Raw genomic sequence first — 17,252 nt, forward strand, 5'->3', positions numbered from 1 at the left:
GCAGGGTGGTGGGGCACGCCGTCGCACGTTCCCAATCCGGGAAGCGCGGCCGCGTCCTCAACCGCACTGAAGGAGAACCCTGTGCTGCTCAAAAGCACCGTCACTGCCCTCGTCGCCCTAACGGCGCTCGCCGGAATCGCCGCCCCGTCCACCGCGGCGCCGGATGCCGCCGTCGTGCTGGGGGAGCCGCATGCAGCAGCGCACGCGCACAACGACTACGAACACGACCGGCCGCTGCTCGACGCGCTGAAGCACGGATTCACCAGTGTGGAGGCGGACGTCTGGCTGGTGGACGGCGAGCTGCGCGTGGCGCATGACCTGGTTGATGCGCGGGCCGGAGTCACCCTCGAAAGCCTGTACCTGGACCCGCTGGACAAACTCGCGCGGCAGCAGGGCCACAGTGTTTACCCGGGTTGGGACGGCAGCCTGCAACTTCTGATCGACATCAAGAGCGACGGCGAAACGACCTACGCGGCCGTCGAAAAGGAACTGGCGGAGCACCCGGCGCTCATGACGCGCTACGCCAACGGCAAGGTTTCGACCGGGCCGGTCACCGCCGTCATCAGCGGCAACCGCCCGCTCGCCACGATGAAGGCAGCGGACAAGCGGTTCGGCTTCTACGACGGCCGGTCGGCTGATCTGGCTTCGGGGATGCCGGCTGGGCTGATGCCGCTGGTCAGCGACAACTGGACCAAGCTGTTCACGTGGCAGGGTGTCGGGCCGATGCCCGAGACAGAGCGCGCCAGGCTGCGCGCGTACGTGGAAACGGCCCACGCCAATGGGTACCGGGTGCGGTTCTGGGCGACGCCGGACCAGCCGGGCGCAGCGCGCGATGCGATGTGGACCGAGCTGCATAATGCCGGCGTCGACCACATCAACACCGACGACCTTCCCGCACTGGACGGGTTTCTGAGCAAGTAGCTCGGATTTTCTCGGGCGGGGACCCGGGACCCGGGGGTCGAGCCTCGGGCCTCGGGACCCGGGGGCCGGGAGCTTAGCGCTCCCTGCCCTCGTCGTCGTACCGCTTTTCGGTTGCGTTCCTGGCCAGTTTCACCGCGGTGGCGCTCATCTCATCCGAGAGGCGGACGACGTCGTGCATCCCGGCAAGCCGGCGGTCCTTGCTGAAGGCGGTGATGGCTGTACCCGCGTCCGTGGCGCTGAGGAAAAAGTGGACCGGCCCCCTGCGTTTCATTTGCGGGGCGGCTTCGCGGTGCCACCATTCCTCGGCGTGCCAGTCCTTGCCGAGCTGCACCCAAACAGTCCTGCCGATGACGCGCGCCTCGGCGCCTGGCTGTTGAAAGAGCCGGACCAGAGCCTCCTGGGTTTCGGCGAGAGACAACTCTGTCTCCCAGGTCTCGTCGTTCATGAAGCGGGTTGTGGCGGTGCCGCGCATGATGCCAATGGGGAGAGGGGCCGGCTGGTTCAGGACGGACCCGTTCGTCCAGAGGAGCACAAGGAGCGCGCCGCCCGCGTACAGGAAGAAATTGGGAACCAGGTTGAGCGGGAACTTCTCCGACCCGTCGAAGAGGACTTGGAGCAGGAGCCAGACGACGAAGAATGTGAGCCCAGCCCAGAACCTTCGACGGCGGGAGTTCAGGAAGAGTAATGCCTTCTGTTTGCGAGTGAGGGGCTCGCGGTCTGGGCCGTTGGCCGTCGGGTCTGGCTTGGCGGGTTCGGGTGTCATGTTGTGCAGCTCGAGTACACGGGGAGGCCAACTGCTGCGAGCCGGTAGATGGTCCCCTGCACCACGGCTGATTTCCAGCCCCCAGGTCCCACCGCGACCAAAGAAAACGTGCTCGTGCCAGCGTTGAGGATGTCGGGAGGCATGGGCGCAGTAGTGTTCGTTGTCGCATTCGGAGCAGAGGGCGAGCCGCCCTGGGGCGTGAGCGTCCATTCATAACCGCTGATCGGCAGTAGTCCCTCCGTCGGCGGCCTCCATGAAAATGAAGCGTTCTTGAGAAGACCTCCACTGCAGGTGAGTGATGTCGGCGGCATGACTGTCCCGGCCGTGAACGTCCCGCGCGCTTGCTGCTGCAGTGTCCAGGCCGCCGTCGTCGGCTCTGGCGGAGCCACTAAAAGGACACCAGCAAGAGTGAGCAGTCCGACGACGGCGAGGCGCTTCCGTTTCACGGCGCCGCTTCCAGCGGCTCGCTTTCACTCCGACGGCGTCGGGGCTCCTCCCGCGGCCAGAATGCCCACGTCACCACACCGGCCATAACGATAGTCAAGCTGCCGAGGACGATGGGGTTATTAGCGGCATGGACCGTATAGGCGAGCTCCGGCACGGACCAGAGAACGGTACGCACTGTTGTGACCTCGTAGGGCAGGGGATCGTCGGTTGGGTTGGCGTCGCCGCGCATCGTGATCTTGGCTGCGCCGTCCGCCGACGGCGTCACGGAGGTGACCCGGTGCGTCACTGGGAGCGCGGACGGCCTGTCGATCGTGACGACGTCGCCCACCCGCACTTCCGAGGCAGGGATCTTCTTTACGACGGCGAGTGAGCCGGCAGGGATCGTCGGGCTCATGGAGCCGGTCTTGAACATGATCAGGGTGATCTGGAAGAAGAAGGCAAGGATCGCCAGGATGATGCAGACAGTGCCGCCGAGGGCAGCGATGTTGAGGAACACGTTGCCCAGCCGGCCCCGCATGCTCGCTCCGCTCATGATTGCTCCTTCATTAGCTAGGCCGATGTCCCTGTGAAGACCCACGTCACCGCGGCGGACTTGCCCTGGAAGCTGTTGTCTGCCCCTGCCTTGATTCTCACGTCGAAGCAGTACCGGAGCTCGCTGCCGGCGCCCGGCTCGATGGGCGACACGACAGCCGTTCCCGGCGCCAACGTCGTCGGCAGGTACGAGGACGAGGACCCGGCTATGTACGTCGCCGCACTGGAGAAGGCACTCGAATCACATGTTGAGGCCGTCAGCACCGCGCGGTACTCCAGCGCGGGGGACAAGTCCCCGACGGGCGTCGAACTTGTCAGGCTAACGCTCCCGCCGACGGTTGACGCGGCTGTGGTGCGGATCTTTAACCACGCATATTTCGACGCTTCAGGGGACATTCCACCCGCGCTGACAACAAGGGAAGCGTCGTCTGCGGTGCTGTCCTTCCAGAGGTTGGGAAGTGTGCTGGATTCAAGCCGGAACGTGCTGGCCGTGAATGTGCCTGCTGCGTACTCGGAGTCAGTCCACGACGCGAGGGTCACGCTGGCGCCCACGCCAAGGACGAGGGCGCCAGCGAGGACCGCGCGCACACGGGTGTAGGTGCGATGCCACAGTGGTCTCACGTGTTTGCGCAAGGGCAAGGCGTCTTAGGAGGCTTTCGACTCCGCAAGCAGCTCCCAGGTTGCCACGGCAGCCTTGTCCTGTACCAGGGTGCTGTCTGCCGTCACCTGGAAGCACAGGTAGACGGGCGAGCCGGGGTCTGTGCCATTGGAGGATTTAGCCAAATCGAACGCTACTGCGTTGGCCACGGAATCGAGGTTCGTTCCTGCCGGAACAATCTGAGTTCCCGACGTGGACGCCGCCGTGGCGGATGGCGTGCAGTCAGTCCAGCCACCAACTGTGAATATGCCGTACTTGAGGCTGCTCTCGGCGTCGCCCGAACCCTCAGCGGAATTGACCCTGACTGTTGCTGCGTAGCCGGTGGCCGCGTCAAGCTGGACAGCGTAGGCCGCAGCGACCGTCTGACTTCGCGTTAGGTTGGCGGCGTTGATTTGGAAGTTCAATTCGGCGCCTGAATCTGCGTCATCGTGATTGACAGGGGTTTCGTTGGCGGCTGTGCTGCCCAACATCTTGAAATGGCCCCCGCCGAATTCCCCAAGGACGAACTCCGAGTCGTTCCAAGCGGCGAGAGTTACTGCTGCACCTATGCCAAGCACAAGGCCGCCGGCAAGAATCGCTTTCGCCTTCCTGCGCTTCGAATTGCGATCAGAAGGCGAGGTAATGGCAGGTGTGATTTCGGTCGTGGACATTGTTCCCCCCAGGAATTTTTTGTCTGATTTTTTCGAACCGGATACATACTGTCACGGCGCTCTCACTTGCCTGCCTCCTCACGCCTAAGATCCGCGCAGGATTCCAACAAGATTGGATCAAGCCTGCTTTGAGGTGAGGAAGCGTCCGGAAACAAGAGACGAAAGCTGAGGGAGCGTCCTGCAACAAGCGGCGAAAGGTGAGGGAGCGTTGCTATGGGGCGGGGGAGGCCGTGACCACCACGTTCTTGCCCCACGGGTCCTCGGTGTAGCAGCTGATCAGCACCACGCGGTTGGGCACGACGTTCCAGATCTCGCTGTCCTTGAGGGTGTTCTTGTCGTGCGTCGTCACCGAATCCACCACGTACTTCAGCGCGCCCTTCGCCGTGGTGACCGTGACGGCCTTGCCCACGAGGGATTTGTCGCTGAGCCTATTAAACGGTGCATCCCGGCCGTCCCAGCTGTGTCCCACGATGTATGTCGTATTGGTCGATCCCGCACCCGGCACGCCGTAGCTGGTCAGCCAGTAAGCGTCGAGAGTCAGTGGCGGCACGAGCGATTCCGAAGCCAGCTCGTCTGCAGTCGGCGTCAGCGGCAGGACCCGCACGTTCAGGTTGACGGCGTCGATCGACACTAACGTCGGCGCCGCCGCCAGCGGCCGCGTCGCCTTGCGGGCAACGGGCGCGGCACCCGGGGAACCCACCACCGAAGGAACGGCTGAAGGTACGACGGCGGCGCTGCCGCCACTTGGGGGCACAGCGTTCGACGGCGCCAGGAAGAGAGCGGCCGCCAAACCCGCCGCAGCAACTGCGGGCACGGCAAGCCAGCGCCGGCGGATGGGCCGGCGCCGGCTGGAAGTCGTCCGCGGTTCCAAGGTGAACTGCCTAGTTGCGGCTGCGCTCCAGGCGGCGCATCCTCATGGCGACGGCCGCGGGCACGGCGATGCCCGCTGCCAAGAGCCCTGCGAGGAGTGCCAGCCCGGGGTGGACGCCCGGCTCGGCTTCTGCCGCGGTCTGCACGTTGAGGCCCTTGTTCGTGGCGGCCAACGCGGTGCCACCGCCGGCGGGAGTCTCGTTGACCGCATTGGCAACGGCCGGCGTCGTGCTTCCCGGCGCCGATACCGGCGGTGTCACCGGATCAACCCCGGTGGAGTCCGGGTTGCAGGCTGCGAGGAAGGCCTCGAAGAGGCCCGCGAGGTCGGCGGCGGAAGCTTCATCGAGCGACACGGCGGCCAGCGCTGCATCGAAGTCAGCCGCCGCTGCGTTGAAAGCGTCCCGGGCTGCGATGATCTCCGGCGTGTTGATGGCCGCGTCGTACGCCGCGGTCAGGTCCGTCACAGCCTGCCGGGCTGTGTCCTCAGCGTCCTCGGCCGCTGCCGTGGCGTCCTGGGCAGCACTTATGGCGGCCGGATCGCCCGAATCCTCGGCCTCTTCCTCCGCAGCCTCGGCGGCATCGGTTGCCGCGATGGCGTCGTCCAGCGCTGCCTGTGCTGTCGCGAGTTCGGCGGCGGGGACTGCCCCGGCGGCTTCGACCATCGCGAGATAACCCGCCTCGGCGTCCGCCGTGATTGCGGCCTTGGACTCGAGATCGGCAATTGTGGCTTCAGTGATGCCGGCGGCAGAGAGGGCAGCCTCAAACTGGGTGGAGGCTTGCACACAGGCGGGATCGCCCGGTGCTGCGGCGGCTGGGGGGGCTCCGATGAGGAGCCCGCCGGCGAACACGGCCGCTGACGAACCGGCGGCGACCCATTTGGATACGGTCATGGTGTGGCGTCCCCCAAACACGAAAGTGGCCGCCGGGACAGCCCCGGCGGTACAGCGGGCGGCAGAGCGGATTCCGGCTGGGCAAGAGACGCTCGTACTGCTAACCATCCGGAGTACGACGGCGAGACCTCAGTTTTACCTGAATGCCGCCCGGAAGATTGCTGTGAGAGCAAAAATACATATCCAATGCCGTTCGTGGCAAACGTCACTGACCTAGGACGGGACTTGGGCCGCCGGTGGCGTTGCCGGCCGTGCCGGCGGTCGCCCGCCGGACCACGTGTAGGGCCAGCGGATCAAGGAGCTTCCGGCTCCCGGTCCTGGCCTCGAGAATCCAGAACATGCCCAGGACCGGCACGGTTTCCGTCACAGTCCCCATGTAGTAAAGCTGCCCGTTGTAGCGGGCCTCAATTATGTCGCCGGGGGAGAGGCTGCGGCAGTCGATAATGCGACCGGCCGCTCTGTCGGTCGCGGCTGAATCGTGCATGAAGGCTCCGTCCTGGCGCCGTCGGCGCTTCGATCGTGATGCGCCGTTGGCGCTCTTTCAGGATGGGGCTGCCACATTGCCGGATGGTTTCCGCCGGGTGATTTCCGCGTGACCTGCCTTGACGCCGGCCGGTAGGCGGCGGGAGGTGAGGAGGGGTTTGGGAAGGGGCGGCGGGAGGTGAGGAGGGGTTTGGGAAGGGGCGGCGGGAGGTGAGGAGGGGTTTGGGAAGGGGCGGCGGGAGGTGAGGAGGGGTCAGGCGGGGCCGGGGGACTGGAGGCCGGGGGCCACCGAGAGGTTGGGTTCGGGCTGCGTCAGGTCCCGGGCGCGGAGCACCGCCATGGACTTCGCGGCGACCTTCAGCACCGAGCCGGCGTCAATCGGCCCGCGTTCCACTCCGGTACCGGCCGTGTTGATCACCATGTCCCAGGCCTCGGCGAACTCACCGGAGGGGAGGGTGAACTTGATGTCGTCGTCGTGCGCGTTGAAGTACAGCAGGAAGTTCACGTCCGTGATGCGGCGGCCGCGGTCGTCGCGGCCCTGGATGCCGTCGCCGTTGAGGAACACGCCGATGGTCCGGCCGAAGCCGCGGCCCCAGTCCTCGGGGAGCATCTCCATGCCGTCCTCGTTCAGCCACACGATGTCCGGCAGCTTCTCGCCCTTGCCGCGCCGCACCGGCCTGCCGTCGAAGAAGGTGCTGCGGCGGAACGTGGGGTGCTTGGCGCGCAGCCGGTTCACTGCCGCCGTGAAATCCATGAGCGGCATGTCGATGGCGTCCCAGTTGACCCAGCTGAGCTTCGAATCCTGGCAGTAGACGTTGTTGTTGCCCTGCTGCGTCCGGCCGAGCTCGTCGCCATGCAGGATCATCGGCACGCCCTGCGAGAGCAGCATCGTGGCAATGAAGTTCCGCTGCTGCCGCGCCCGGAGCGCCAGCACCTTCGGATCCGCCGTGGGCCCCTCCACGCCGCAGTTCCACGAGCGGTTGTGGGATTCGCCGTCGCGGTTGCCTTCGCCGTTGGCGTCGTTGTGCTTCTCGTTGTAGGAGACCAGGTCGCGCAGTGTGAAGCCGTCGTGCGCGGTGACGAAGTTGATCGATGCCACCGGGCGCCGCCCCGACCGCTCGTACAGGTCCGCCGACCCGGTCAGCCGCGACGCGAACTCGCCCAGCGTGGCCGGCTCGCCGCGCCAGAAATCGCGCACGGTGTCGCGGTACTTGCCGTTCCACTCCGTCCACTGCGGCGGGAAATTGCCCACCTGGTACCCGCCAGGGCCGACGTCCCACGGCTCGGCGATCAGCTTCACCTGCGACACGATCGGGTCCTGCTGCACCAGTTCGAAGAACGTGGAGAGCCGGTCGACGTCGTAAAATTCTCTGGCCAAAGCGGCGGCGAGGTCAAAGCGGAACCCGTCCACGTGCATCTCGGTGACCCAGTACCGTAGCGAGTCCATCAGCAGCTGCAGGGAGTGCGGGTGCCGCACGTTCAGGGTATTTCCCGTGCCCGTATAGTCCACGTAGTACTGCTTGTCGTTGTCCAGCAGCCGGTAATACGCGGCGTTGTCGATCCCCTTGAAGCTCATGGTGGGTCCCAGATGGTTCCCTTCCGCCGTGTGGTTATAGACGACGTCGAGAATCACCTCGATCCCCGCACGGTGCAGTGAGCGGACCATCGCCTTGAAATCCTGAACCTGCTGGCCCATCTGGCCGATCGAGCTGTAGGTGTTCTGCGGCGCAAAGAAGCCGATGGTGTTGTAGCCCCAGTAGTTGGTGAGGCCCTTCTCCTGCAGCGTCCCGTCATTGACGAACTGGTGCACCGGCATGAGTTCGATGGCCGTGATGCCCAGCCGCTGCAGGTGCGCAATGACGGCGGGATGGGCGACGCCGGCAAAGGTGCCGCGCTGCTCCCTGGGCACCTCGGGGTGCAGCTCCGTGAGCCCCTTGACGTGTGCCTCATAGATGACGGAGCGGTGGTAGGGGATCCGGGGCGGCCGGTCCCCGGCCCAGTCGAAGAACGGGTTGATCACCACGCCCAGCATCGTGTGCGGCGCCGAGTCCTGGTTGTTGCGGGAGGACGGATCGCCGAAGTTGTAGGAGAACATCGCCGGGTGCCAGTGGACCTGCCCGGCGACGGCCTTGGCATACGGGTCCAAAAGGAGCTTGTTGGGGTTGCAGCGCTGGCCCCTGGCGGGGTCGTAGGGTCCGTGGATCCGGTACCCGTATTTCTGCCCGGGCTGGATCTGGGGCAGGTAGCAGTGCCACACGTACCCGTCCGCCTCAAGGAGTTCCACGCGGGTTTCGGTGCCGTCGCCGGCTATCAAACACAGCTCGACGGCGGTGGCCGCCTCGCTGAAGAGCGCGAAGTTTGTCCCCATCCCGTCAAAGGTCGCACCCAGTGGATACGCGCTGCCCGGCCAGACTTCCATGATCACTCCTGCGGCTGTTCAGTTGTTCCGAACCATACACTCGATGTCCAGTTGGGGTCCGCGCGCCTCGCCCTGACACAAGGCTAAGCACACTTAGTAATTTCGCCAAGCTCTGGTGGAAACCCCGTGACGTTGTATATCAAATTGTTTGTGATTCTGGCCTCGTGGGGCCGGTGTTTCCGCGGCACCTGTCCCGCCCCTGCCTAGGATGAAGGGGATGACTCCGCCCAGCAGCCCGCCGCCCTTCAGCCTGCGCGGCATCGCTGTTCCGGCGTTCGGCCCCGCGCTCCTGTTCAGCATCGGCCAGGGCGCGATCCTGCCGGTGGTGGCGCTGTCCGCCCGTGAACTGGGCGCGTCCGTTGCCGTTGCCGCCCTCATCGTCACGCTGATCGGGCTCGGCTCGTGGTTCTTCAACCTGCCGGCCTCGATGATCACACTGAAGTTTGGTGAACGCTGGTCGATTGTGGGCGCGGCCGCCGCCGGGGCGCTGGCCCTGCTGGCCGCCGGGCTGTCCCTGGTGATTGGCAACGGACTCTGGCTTCTCGCGGTGGCGATGGCCGTCGTCGGGATGTCCGCGGCCGTCTTCAGCCTGGCCCGGCAGAAGTACCTCACCGAGGCCGTGCCGGTGGAATTCCGTGCCCGTGCCCTGTCCACGCTGGGCGGCGTGAGCCGCATCGGCACGTTCATCGGTCCGTTCATCGGCGCCGCGGCCATGGCTTTCATCGGCATCAGCGGCGCGTACTGGGTGGGCGTGGCCGGCATGGCTGCTGCCGCCGTGCTCGCCATCAACGTCCCCGACCTGGTGGCTGTGGATGGGACCGCTGCCAGGACCGGTCCGGAACCCACCTTGCGCGGCGTGGCTGTCTCGCACGCCGGCGTTTTCCTGACTGCCGGAATCGGCATTCTGCTGCTGAGCGCCCTCCGTGCCTCCCGCCAGGTGGTGATCCCGCTGTGGGCCGACCACCTGGGCCTCGACCCCACGCACGCTTCGCTGGTCTATGGGCTCTCCGGAGCGATCGACATGCTGGTTTTCTATCCCGCGGGCAAGGTGATGGACCGGCGCGGGCGGCAGTGGGTGGCCATCCCGTCCACGCTGATCATGGGTGTGGCGCTGGTGCTGATCCCGGTCACGGGCGGGTTCACCAGCCTGCTGCTCGTTGCCCTGCTGATCGGCTTCGGCAACGGGATCAGCTCCGGCCTGGTGATGACGCTGGGCGCCGACTTCTCGCCCGACCGCGGCCGCGGGCAGTTCCTGGGCCTCTGGCGGTTCATGGCCGACGCCGGCTCCACCGTTGGCCCCGTGCTCCTCTCAGCGGTGACGGCCGTGGCCTCCCTCGGCGCCGGCGTGACGGCCACCGGGGTACTGGGGTTCGCAGCGGCAGGTGTGTTCGCCGTCGTGCTCCCCAGGCTCAGGCACCGCCGAAATTACTGACGCACTTACCAACTGACTCGCAGTAGTTGTCGTTTTGACTGCTGAAAACGACAACTACTGCGAGTCAGTTGGGCGGCGGCGCGGCCGTTAGGTCCTGGTTAGGTCCCGGCCCAGCGGCGGAGGGTGCTGTTGACGAGGCCGATCAGCACAGCCGTCCACCAGCATGCCTGCGAGATGCTGAGCGCTATCAGCAGGCGCGTGCGCAGCCGGCGGCCCAGTTCGCTGAAGCTGGTTTCCCGTGGAAGCGCGAACATTTTGTGCATGGCCGGGCCGATGCTCAGGCCGTTCAGCATCAGGATGAGCACGCAGCCGAGCTTCACGGCTGTCACCGGGTTGGTGATGTCGGGCTGGATAAGGGCGCCGGAGGCGAGCAGGAGTGCCAGGCCGCCCCAGATCAGAGGCTTCGTTGCGCGTTCCAGTTTTGGAGATGCGTGCATGTGCACCTTGCCCATGAGCCACAGCAGGCCCAGCCAGTCGACCACGAGGATGGTGCCGAAGGCGAGCACGAGGGCGAGGATGTGACCGGCGAGGCCGATGCGGTGCAGTACAGGACCGCAGTCCACGAAGTGCCCCACGAGAAGGGAGGCGAGCCAGCCTGCGGTGCAGAGGACGCCCAGCAGGATCAGCCGGATGGTTTGCTTGCGGGACGTGGGAGTCCTTAGCACGGCGCGGTTGCGGCGGGGAACGAACTGGCGCTGGGATTGGGATCTGGGTGCGGAGATTGCCGCGGTTCGGGTTTCAGGGCGGGTCAAGGTGGTGCGGGTGTCGGCGATCATAAATGCCGGCCTTTCATCACTGTTGTGCTCCCCTGAGAGTGGTGCCGGGAGCTGGGCTGACCGGAAGTTCCGGACAGCAGGGAACTGCTGGGCTGGGTTGGGGATTTTCCTGGGTGCCGGGAGTGGCTGGCGCGCTGCGATGCAGGGCGGGGGCTCCGAGAGTTTGTGGCTCCGGAGGAGTTTCGGGCTACCTAAATGAATACGATACAGGTTGATTTACGGATTAAGCAAAGGAAGCATGTTCTATTGATCGGCGCGTCGGTCGCAAATTAGGTCTGCTTTTCGTGTAGTGCGGGCAATGTGAGCGGGCCTCCCGCAGATGCGTAGAAGGCCCGCTTTGGGGGCTTTCGCCCTCGTGTGGATTGCGTCTTAGTCGTCCGAACCGTGTCCGCCGTTGTCGCTACCCGATTCGGACGCGTTGCGCTGTCCGCCCTGGTCAACGGCGGGTTCCGGGCGGGTGCGCAGGCCGCCTTTGTCGTCGCCTGGCTGGACGGAGACGACGGCGGGGCCGGCCCCGGTCTGGGAACCGACGGTGCCCTCGGGTTGGGACCCGGGAGGACCGGCGCCGGGCTGGGAACCGACGGTGCGGCCGGGCTGGGTCTCGGCGGGGCCGGCGTCGGACTTTCTTGTAGCAGCACCGCCTGCTTCGTCCCGGGACTCCGGCGCCCCGGCAGTCTTCGCGGGGGCGGGCGCTGTGCTGCCGCCGACGACCAGTGACGCCACATCCGGCGTCGCTTTTGCGCCGACGACGGCGGCCGGGGTCGGAGTCCTGCCGGCGTTATTCGGCAGCAGGACACTGTTCGCGTTGCCGGTGACTGCCGGCGTGGTGTTCAAAACCTGCGTATTGAAGGTGAGGGCGGCGGATCCGGTCAGAAGGATCCCGGCCACGGATAGCGCGAGGGCGGCTACGGTTTTCATCCTCGGTCGCGGATTTCGTGCAAATGCGCCAGCATTGCCTGTTCGGGGTGTCCGGGATGTTCGGAGATGTGCCTGAGCAGCGACAGCCGGATCTCGGAGTTCAGGCCTTCGTCGCCAAGGATTTCGCCGATGAGCCGCATCAGCTGGCGCTGCAGTATTCCCCCTTGGGGAGCGCGCTGGGCTGGCCGTTGGCCGGCCCGTGGCGGGTCGGGAACTGCTGCGGAGGCACCGGCGGCGTGCAGGGCAGGTAGCCTCTCCGGCGTGGGGGACTGCCAAGGGCTGTCACCGGGTGAATACGGGTCCGGGCTCATCATCTTATTTACCTTTCACCTGCGCCGCCCCGCGGGCCCTTTCGGCATGCGCTGAGACCGGCGGCGTTGCCGGCAATCCCCGTTGGCAAGAGGATGTACCTTCTGCCGCTATTGTTCCCGGGCGCCATGGTGGATTTACCGGTGAACCTTGGACTGCGGGGAGGGTGAGGTCCCCCCAGCCGGAAGGCGCGTCACCAGCCCCCGGCGGCGAGCGGCCGCTGCCGGGTTGGGGGTCCGCGTTCCCCAAGGTTAAACGGGATTTTCCTAGGTACCGCTGGCACGATCTTTCTATCTGGTCCGACGCCACAGCCGCGAGTGGTCGTTTAGCCAGCTGGCCGGCCCGGCATTGCACCCCCCTGACATGCCGGGCCGGCAACCCCCAGGCCTTTGGCCGGGCCGCCCTGGAAGGGTCGCCGGCCCCCAAACCCGCAACTCTGCCGGGACCCGCCGAACCGCAGCCCGAAGGCCTCTGCCGGGACCCGCCGTCGTCGGTCAGAACACCTGTCCCACAACCGCCCGCGTGAGTTGCCGGATGATGATGGCCTGCACGGGGATTTCCGCAACGCTGGCGCCCAGCGAATACACCACGAAGGCGTAGGCGCGCTGACCCTGGACCAGGATGCTCGCGTCGTGCAGGTTCCCGTCGAGCAGCCCGTACTTATGGAAAACGGTGACCTCGGAAGGCACCGCGGCCGGTATCAGTGACTCGTAGTTGGTGTTCTGCATGTAGGACAGCAGCTCGGCGGCATGGGCCGGACTGAGCAGGCGGCCGTTGTAGAGCAGGACCAGAATTCTGGCTGTCTCAGCCGGGGACAGCGTGTTGAAGGTCCTGTCGTACGGAATACCGAGCGACGCCGCGTAATCATGGATTCCCTGGTGGCCGATGGCACCCAGAATCAGCGCCCACGATGTGTTGTTGCTCTGCTGGATCATCTGCCGGATCTGGAACGCGGCGGTCTGGCCGCCCATCGGCGCCGCAAGGGACAGGACACCCGCCTCGGCAAGATGGTAGTACGCGGCCGCGGCCAGGATCTTGCCCGTGCTGGCCGCCACGAACTTCTCCCGGACGCCGTACTGGCGGACAACGCCGTCGGACATGTCAACAAGAGCGACCCCCAGCTGATACCGGCTGTTGACCGCGATGATGGCGTTGAGCTGTTCCTCAAGGGTCGCGTCGGCGGGTGCCGCCGGCGGCGCCGGTTGGGGTGGCGGTGCGGGCTGGGGTGGCGGTGCCGGGGCCGCTTTTGGTGCCGGCGCGGGTGCCGGAGAGGGACGGACGACGGCGGCGGGCGGGGCAGGTGCCGCCCGCTTGGCGGCCGTCGCCTTCGGGCTGGACGGTTTTGCGCGGCTGGGTGGCGCCGGAGCCGTCGCTTGCGGGGCCGGCTTGGTTGCCTGCGGTGTCGGGGTCTTGGAAGGGATAGGCGCGGCCGCCGGAGCTGCCCGTGAGTATACCGGCGGCGGGGCCAGGGCTGACCCGTAGGCAGTGGTTGCCGTCAGCACCAACGCGGCGCAGATGATCAGGAGCCGGCCGCGGGGCTCTGTCGGCCAGGGGACTGCCTGGGCGGGCTCTTTGCCAAGCCGGTGGCGGCTGCGGGCGCGATGCCGGCCGGGGACCCCGCTCATCGCCCGGACCTCATCGCCCGGACCTCATCGCCGGGACCTCATCGCCCCGGAAACACGGCCGGACCTCATAGCCCGGACCGGAAATGTGTAGCGCCTGCCACTCGCCTCACCCCAATTCGCCTGCCGCCTTCGTCAGGGGCGGCATACGGCCACGCTGGCACTCGGAGGTTGGGAAAAGGTAGGGCTCTCGCGGGGAAAAAGTTGACTTAGGCCACCAAAATGGGGGATGGCGCCGTCAGGGAAACATTCTGGGGTTCGCGGGAATGATGGGGATCAGGCCCGTGGGCAGCTTGATTTCGGCGTCCTCGGGCCGGTCCTGCCCCGCCCGTTCGATGGCCGCCCGGAAGTGGGGCAGACTGCGCTCCACCATGTCCTCGCTGGCCGTGAAGGAAATCCGGAAATACCCCGGTGTCTCGAACAGGACGCCCGGCAGCACAAAGACATCCTCCTGGCCCAGCGCCTCGGTGAAGGCCTCGTCATCATGAATGGGGGAGTGAATGAACAGGTAGAAGGTGCCCTCGGAGGGCCGGAGCCGGTATCCCATGCCGCCCAGCTCCTGGACCAGCCGGTCCCGCTTCTGCTGCAGGTGGCCGACGTCGATGGTGAACGTCTCCAGCCGCGGCAGCGCGTACTGCAGCACGGCGTTGGGGTAGATCCAGCCCATGGCCAGCTGCATGGCGTCGACGGCGGTGCCGAGCTCCCTGCGGTCCGGCATGCTTGGCGGCAGCGCCAGGTACCCGATCCGTTCGCCGGGAGACAGGTGCGTCTTTCCGTAGGAGTAGGCGAGGAGCGTGTACGGATAGAACTCCGCGGGGCTGTGGAAGCGGGCACCGTCGAAGACGATCCTGTTGTACGGCTCATCGGACACCAAGTAGATCCGCCGGCCTATCCGCGCCGACGCGTCGTCGAGGAGCACGGCCAGTTGCCGGAGGAGCTCGGGCGGGTAGATCCTTCCGGTCGGGTTGTTTGGCGTATTGATGATCACCACGCGGGTCCGCTCCGTGATGGCCGCTTCAATGGCCGCCAGGTCCAGGTCGAAGGTCTCGAGGTCGATCCGGACTTTGACAGGGACCAGTCCGGCCTCGACGGCGAGCGGCTCGTAGAGGAACCAGGGCGGCAGGCTGTAGATGACCTCGTCGCCGGGATCGGTAACCGACTTCAGCGCAAGGGCGATCGCGGTGAAGCCCCCGGTGGTGAGGTACAGGTCCTCGGGTTCGAACGGAACGTCGAGCAGCCGGCCCAGGGAATCCGCCGCCGCCTCCCGCGCATCCGCCTCGTTGGTCTTGTACGCGAACCACTGGTCGTCGTGCGGGTGGAGCGCGTCTCGGAGGGCGTCAACGTAGGCCTCCTGCGGCATCTGGTGCGGGTTGCCCAGGGTGAAGTCGCAGATGCCGGGAAGGTGCTTGCGGCGGGCATAGGTGGAATGGTTCAGGTGTTCGGAGATCCTCCGGAAGGACGGGATGGAGGCCACCTCAAGGGCGCGGCGCGAGGCGGGGGAGTTCGTCACGGCCCGGTTACCTGGGGCTTGGCGGCCTTCGCCGTGAGCAGAAGATATTCCCATTCCATCTGCGCGGGCGTATCGCCGTGGGCTTCGATGTACGTGCCGGCAAGTTCCGTGAGTGCGCCGTCCAGGGCCTTGGCCTTCTCCCCGTCGCCGGACAGCGATTTGTACACGGAGATCGTGGGGCCGTAGTGCGACTTGAAATAGTGCAGGAAGTCTTCAGGCTGGCGGAAGCTGGTGATGGCGACTGTCCGCCTTTGTGCCCGGATCTCGCCCAGCCGGTCCCCGAACAGCTCACGGACATAGTCTTCGCTGCCCCACAGCGGCGCTGGCTGCGCGCCGGGCGGTGGCGGAGGGGCGAAAGGCTTCATGGTGGTGAACATCTGCCCGATAAAGCCCTCCGGGGTCCAGTGCAGCAGGCCGACCGTCCCGCCCGGCTTGCAGACACGCACTAATTCGTCGGCGCTCGCCTGGTGGTGCGGGGCGAACATGGCGCCGAGGCAGGACATGACGACGTCGAACTCGCCGTCGGCAAAGGGGAGGTTTTCGACGTCGGCCTCCACCCACTCCAGCTCAACGCCGCGGTCGGCAGCCTGCCGCCGGCCGGCGTCGAACATCTCCGGGGTGAGATCACTGGCGATCACCCGTGCACCCATCATGGCCGCGGGGATGGCCGCATTGCCGGCGCCCGTGCCCACGTCAAGGACGCGCTGGCGCGGTTTGATGTTGCAGGCCTCCACCAGGATGGCGCCCAGATCGAGGAGGAGTTCGCTGGCGAGGGCAGGGTAGTCGCCCTGCGCCCACATGGCCCGGTGTTTTTCCTTCAGGGCTTTATCCGCCCCGGCTTGGTCGTTCATGTCCGCGCACCTCTGCTTTCGCAGGTCCAGTAAACAGCGCCCGGCTGAGTCAGTGGAGGCTGTGGTGCGACTTATTGTGGGCTTCCCGGCGGGGCTTGTAAAGGTTGCGCATCCCCAACTGGGTAGCAGCAGTGGGCGTTTTCAGGGTTCAGAACGCCATCTGCTGCGACCTAGTTGGGTGGGGGGAACTGGGGACGGTGTGGTCGGCACCTGGTTAGTCCCGGCGTCGGACGGCGTACGCGAACAGGGACGTGGTGGCCACGGTGGCCAGGTACCCGGCGATCACGATCAGCGAGATGCCCGCCCAGAAGTAGTTGGTGGTGCTGGCCTCCTGGCCGATGCCCGGAACGATCATGACCAGCGAATACACGGACACCGCAGCCGAGGCCAGCCCCAGCAGCACGGGCAGCCCGATCCACAGCCGCGCCGAACCCCAGTGCCCGCCAAAGCCGTCCCAGACATTCCACTCGTGGCCGTCGTTGCGGAGAATCAGCCAGCCCGCGGGAATCATGAAGCAGCCCACCACCAGGAACGCTGCCACCACATCGGCCGGCCGGTGCCACTGGTTCACGAGTGTGGACATGCCCGAGGCGATGGCAAACGTGCCGCCGACAAAGCCGGCCAGCGGGCGCCACCGAGGGGACGCCATCAGGAACACGGCCGCCGCCGCGGACGCCGCCAGCGTGGTGTGCCCGGACGGCAGCGAGTTCAGCTCCAGCGTCTCCACGCCCCGGTACGGCCGCAGGGGCAGCAGGTCCTTGAGCACCTGCGTGGCTATGTTCGCCGCCACGCACGCCGCAACGGCGATGCCAGCGGCCCGCCAGCGGCGGTGGATCACCGTTACCAGAAGAACGACGACGGCGGCCATCACCAGTGAGATGGTGGGCAGCCAGTCCAGGAACCGGGTGGTCACCTTGCCCGCGGGCCCGTGGATTTCCACGGCCTCCACGAGGGCCGACTCGTCGATGAACTGGCCCGTGGTGGTCCGGACGAAGTAGTAGTACGTGGCGGCGAGGCCCGTGGCGCAGGCCAAGGTGGCCACGGCGAAGAGGAAGCCGGTGCCCGCTGCCAAGCGCATCCGTCGGGCGGACGGCTGGCGGCCAGGCTTCTGACGGCCCTGCTGCTGGCGGCCTGGCTTCTTACGGCGGGGGTCCCTGAGCTGGAAAGTCATCGTAACAAGGGTGTCACAGTTTGCTGGGAGT

17 protein-coding genes are annotated in these 17,252 nt (G+C 66.4%); 2 read left to right on the forward strand and 15 right to left on the reverse strand.

Going from position 1 to position 17,252, the window contains the following annotated elements:
• Positions 1–81 precede the first annotated feature (81 nt).
• Positions 82–921, forward strand: a complete 840-nt coding sequence (locus AC57BR_RS20885) for a phosphatidylinositol-specific phospholipase C/glycerophosphodiester phosphodiesterase family protein (protein WP_496364078.1) — start codon at positions 82–84, stop codon at positions 919–921.
• Between the two features lie 73 nt (positions 922–994).
• On the opposite strand, the gene AC57BR_RS20890 is transcribed toward AC57BR_RS20885, so the two are convergent.
• The 8 genes from AC57BR_RS20890 to glgX form a co-directional block, all read right to left on the reverse strand.
• Positions 995–1,684 (reverse strand): hypothetical protein, encoded by a 690-nt coding sequence (locus AC57BR_RS20890; protein ID WP_496364080.1) that lies wholly within the window; start codon positions 1,682–1,684, stop codon positions 995–997.
• Between the two features lie 442 nt (positions 1,685–2,126).
• Positions 2,127–2,663, reverse strand: coding sequence for a signal peptidase I (locus AC57BR_RS20895; RefSeq protein WP_496364082.1), 537 nt, complete (start codon positions 2,661–2,663; stop codon positions 2,127–2,129).
• A gap of 17 nt (positions 2,664–2,680) precedes the next feature.
• Positions 2,681–3,283, reverse strand: a complete 603-nt coding sequence (locus AC57BR_RS20900) for a SipW-dependent-type signal peptide-containing protein (RefSeq protein WP_496364084.1) — start codon at positions 3,281–3,283, stop codon at positions 2,681–2,683.
• Between the two features lie 24 nt (positions 3,284–3,307).
• Positions 3,308–3,970: a SipW-dependent-type signal peptide-containing protein gene (locus AC57BR_RS20905; protein WP_496364086.1), complete on the reverse strand. Its 663-nt coding sequence runs from the start codon at positions 3,968–3,970 to the stop codon at positions 3,308–3,310.
• Positions 3,971–4,181: 211 nt separating this feature from the next.
• Positions 4,182–4,841, reverse strand: coding sequence for a class F sortase (locus AC57BR_RS20910; RefSeq protein WP_496364088.1), 660 nt, complete (start codon positions 4,839–4,841; stop codon positions 4,182–4,184).
• Positions 4,842–4,851: 10 nt separating this feature from the next.
• The gene (locus AC57BR_RS20915; RefSeq protein WP_496364090.1) at positions 4,852–5,730 is read right to left on the reverse strand and encodes a hypothetical protein; all 879 of its coding nucleotides are present in this window, start codon (positions 5,728–5,730) and stop codon (positions 4,852–4,854) included.
• A 205-nt stretch (positions 5,731–5,935) separates the two neighbouring features.
• Entirely contained in the window at positions 5,936–6,214 is a 279-nt protein-coding gene (locus tag AC57BR_RS20920) for a hypothetical protein (protein WP_496364092.1), read from the reverse strand.
• A gap of 252 nt (positions 6,215–6,466) precedes the next feature.
• A complete protein-coding gene (gene glgX / locus AC57BR_RS20925; protein ID WP_496364094.1) occupies positions 6,467–8,632 on the reverse strand; it encodes a glycogen debranching protein GlgX in 2,166 nt (721 codons plus the stop codon).
• Positions 8,633–8,849: 217 nt separating this feature from the next.
• Here glgX and AC57BR_RS20930 point away from each other — a divergent pair, with 217 nt between their 5' ends.
• Complete coding sequence (locus tag AC57BR_RS20930) at positions 8,850–10,064, forward strand: MFS transporter (RefSeq protein ID WP_496364096.1); 1,215 nt, start codon at positions 8,850–8,852, stop codon at positions 10,062–10,064.
• 98 nt (positions 10,065–10,162) lie between these two features.
• On the opposite strand, the gene AC57BR_RS20935 is transcribed toward AC57BR_RS20930, so the two are convergent.
• The 7 genes from AC57BR_RS20935 to AC57BR_RS20965 all read right to left on the reverse strand — a co-directional run bounded on the left by AC57BR_RS20935 (position 10,163) and on the right by AC57BR_RS20965 (position 17,221).
• Positions 10,163–10,840, reverse strand: a complete 678-nt coding sequence (locus AC57BR_RS20935) for a hypothetical protein (RefSeq protein WP_496364098.1) — start codon at positions 10,838–10,840, stop codon at positions 10,163–10,165.
• A 369-nt stretch (positions 10,841–11,209) separates the two neighbouring features.
• Positions 11,210–11,758 carry a hypothetical protein gene (locus AC57BR_RS20940; protein WP_496364100.1) on the reverse strand — a complete coding sequence of 183 codons (549 nt, stop codon included), beginning with the start codon at positions 11,756–11,758 and terminating at the stop codon, positions 11,210–11,212.
• Positions 11,755–12,072: a hypothetical protein gene (locus AC57BR_RS20945; RefSeq protein ID WP_496364102.1), complete on the reverse strand. Its 318-nt coding sequence runs from the start codon at positions 12,070–12,072 to the stop codon at positions 11,755–11,757. Before AC57BR_RS20945 ends, AC57BR_RS20940 begins: the two co-directional genes overlap by 4 nt.
• A gap of 489 nt (positions 12,073–12,561) precedes the next feature.
• Positions 12,562–13,692 (reverse strand): serine hydrolase, encoded by a 1,131-nt coding sequence (locus AC57BR_RS20950; RefSeq protein WP_496364104.1) that lies wholly within the window; start codon positions 13,690–13,692, stop codon positions 12,562–12,564.
• Between the two features lie 235 nt (positions 13,693–13,927).
• Positions 13,928–15,199, reverse strand: a complete 1,272-nt coding sequence (locus AC57BR_RS20955) for an aminotransferase class I/II-fold pyridoxal phosphate-dependent enzyme (protein ID WP_496364106.1) — start codon at positions 15,197–15,199, stop codon at positions 13,928–13,930.
• Positions 15,196–16,050 carry a class I SAM-dependent methyltransferase gene (locus tag AC57BR_RS20960; protein WP_496364108.1) on the reverse strand — a complete coding sequence of 285 codons (855 nt, stop codon included), beginning with the start codon at positions 16,048–16,050 and terminating at the stop codon, positions 15,196–15,198. Before AC57BR_RS20960 ends, AC57BR_RS20955 begins: the two co-directional genes overlap by 4 nt.
• A gap of 214 nt (positions 16,051–16,264) precedes the next feature.
• Positions 16,265–17,221: a phosphatase PAP2 family protein gene (locus AC57BR_RS20965; protein ID WP_496364110.1), complete on the reverse strand. Its 957-nt coding sequence runs from the start codon at positions 17,219–17,221 to the stop codon at positions 16,265–16,267.
• Positions 17,222–17,252: the final 31 nt, after the last annotated feature.

It is taken from the genome of Arthrobacter sp. BGA-UO-ETr-C19, from assembly GCF_059568005.1.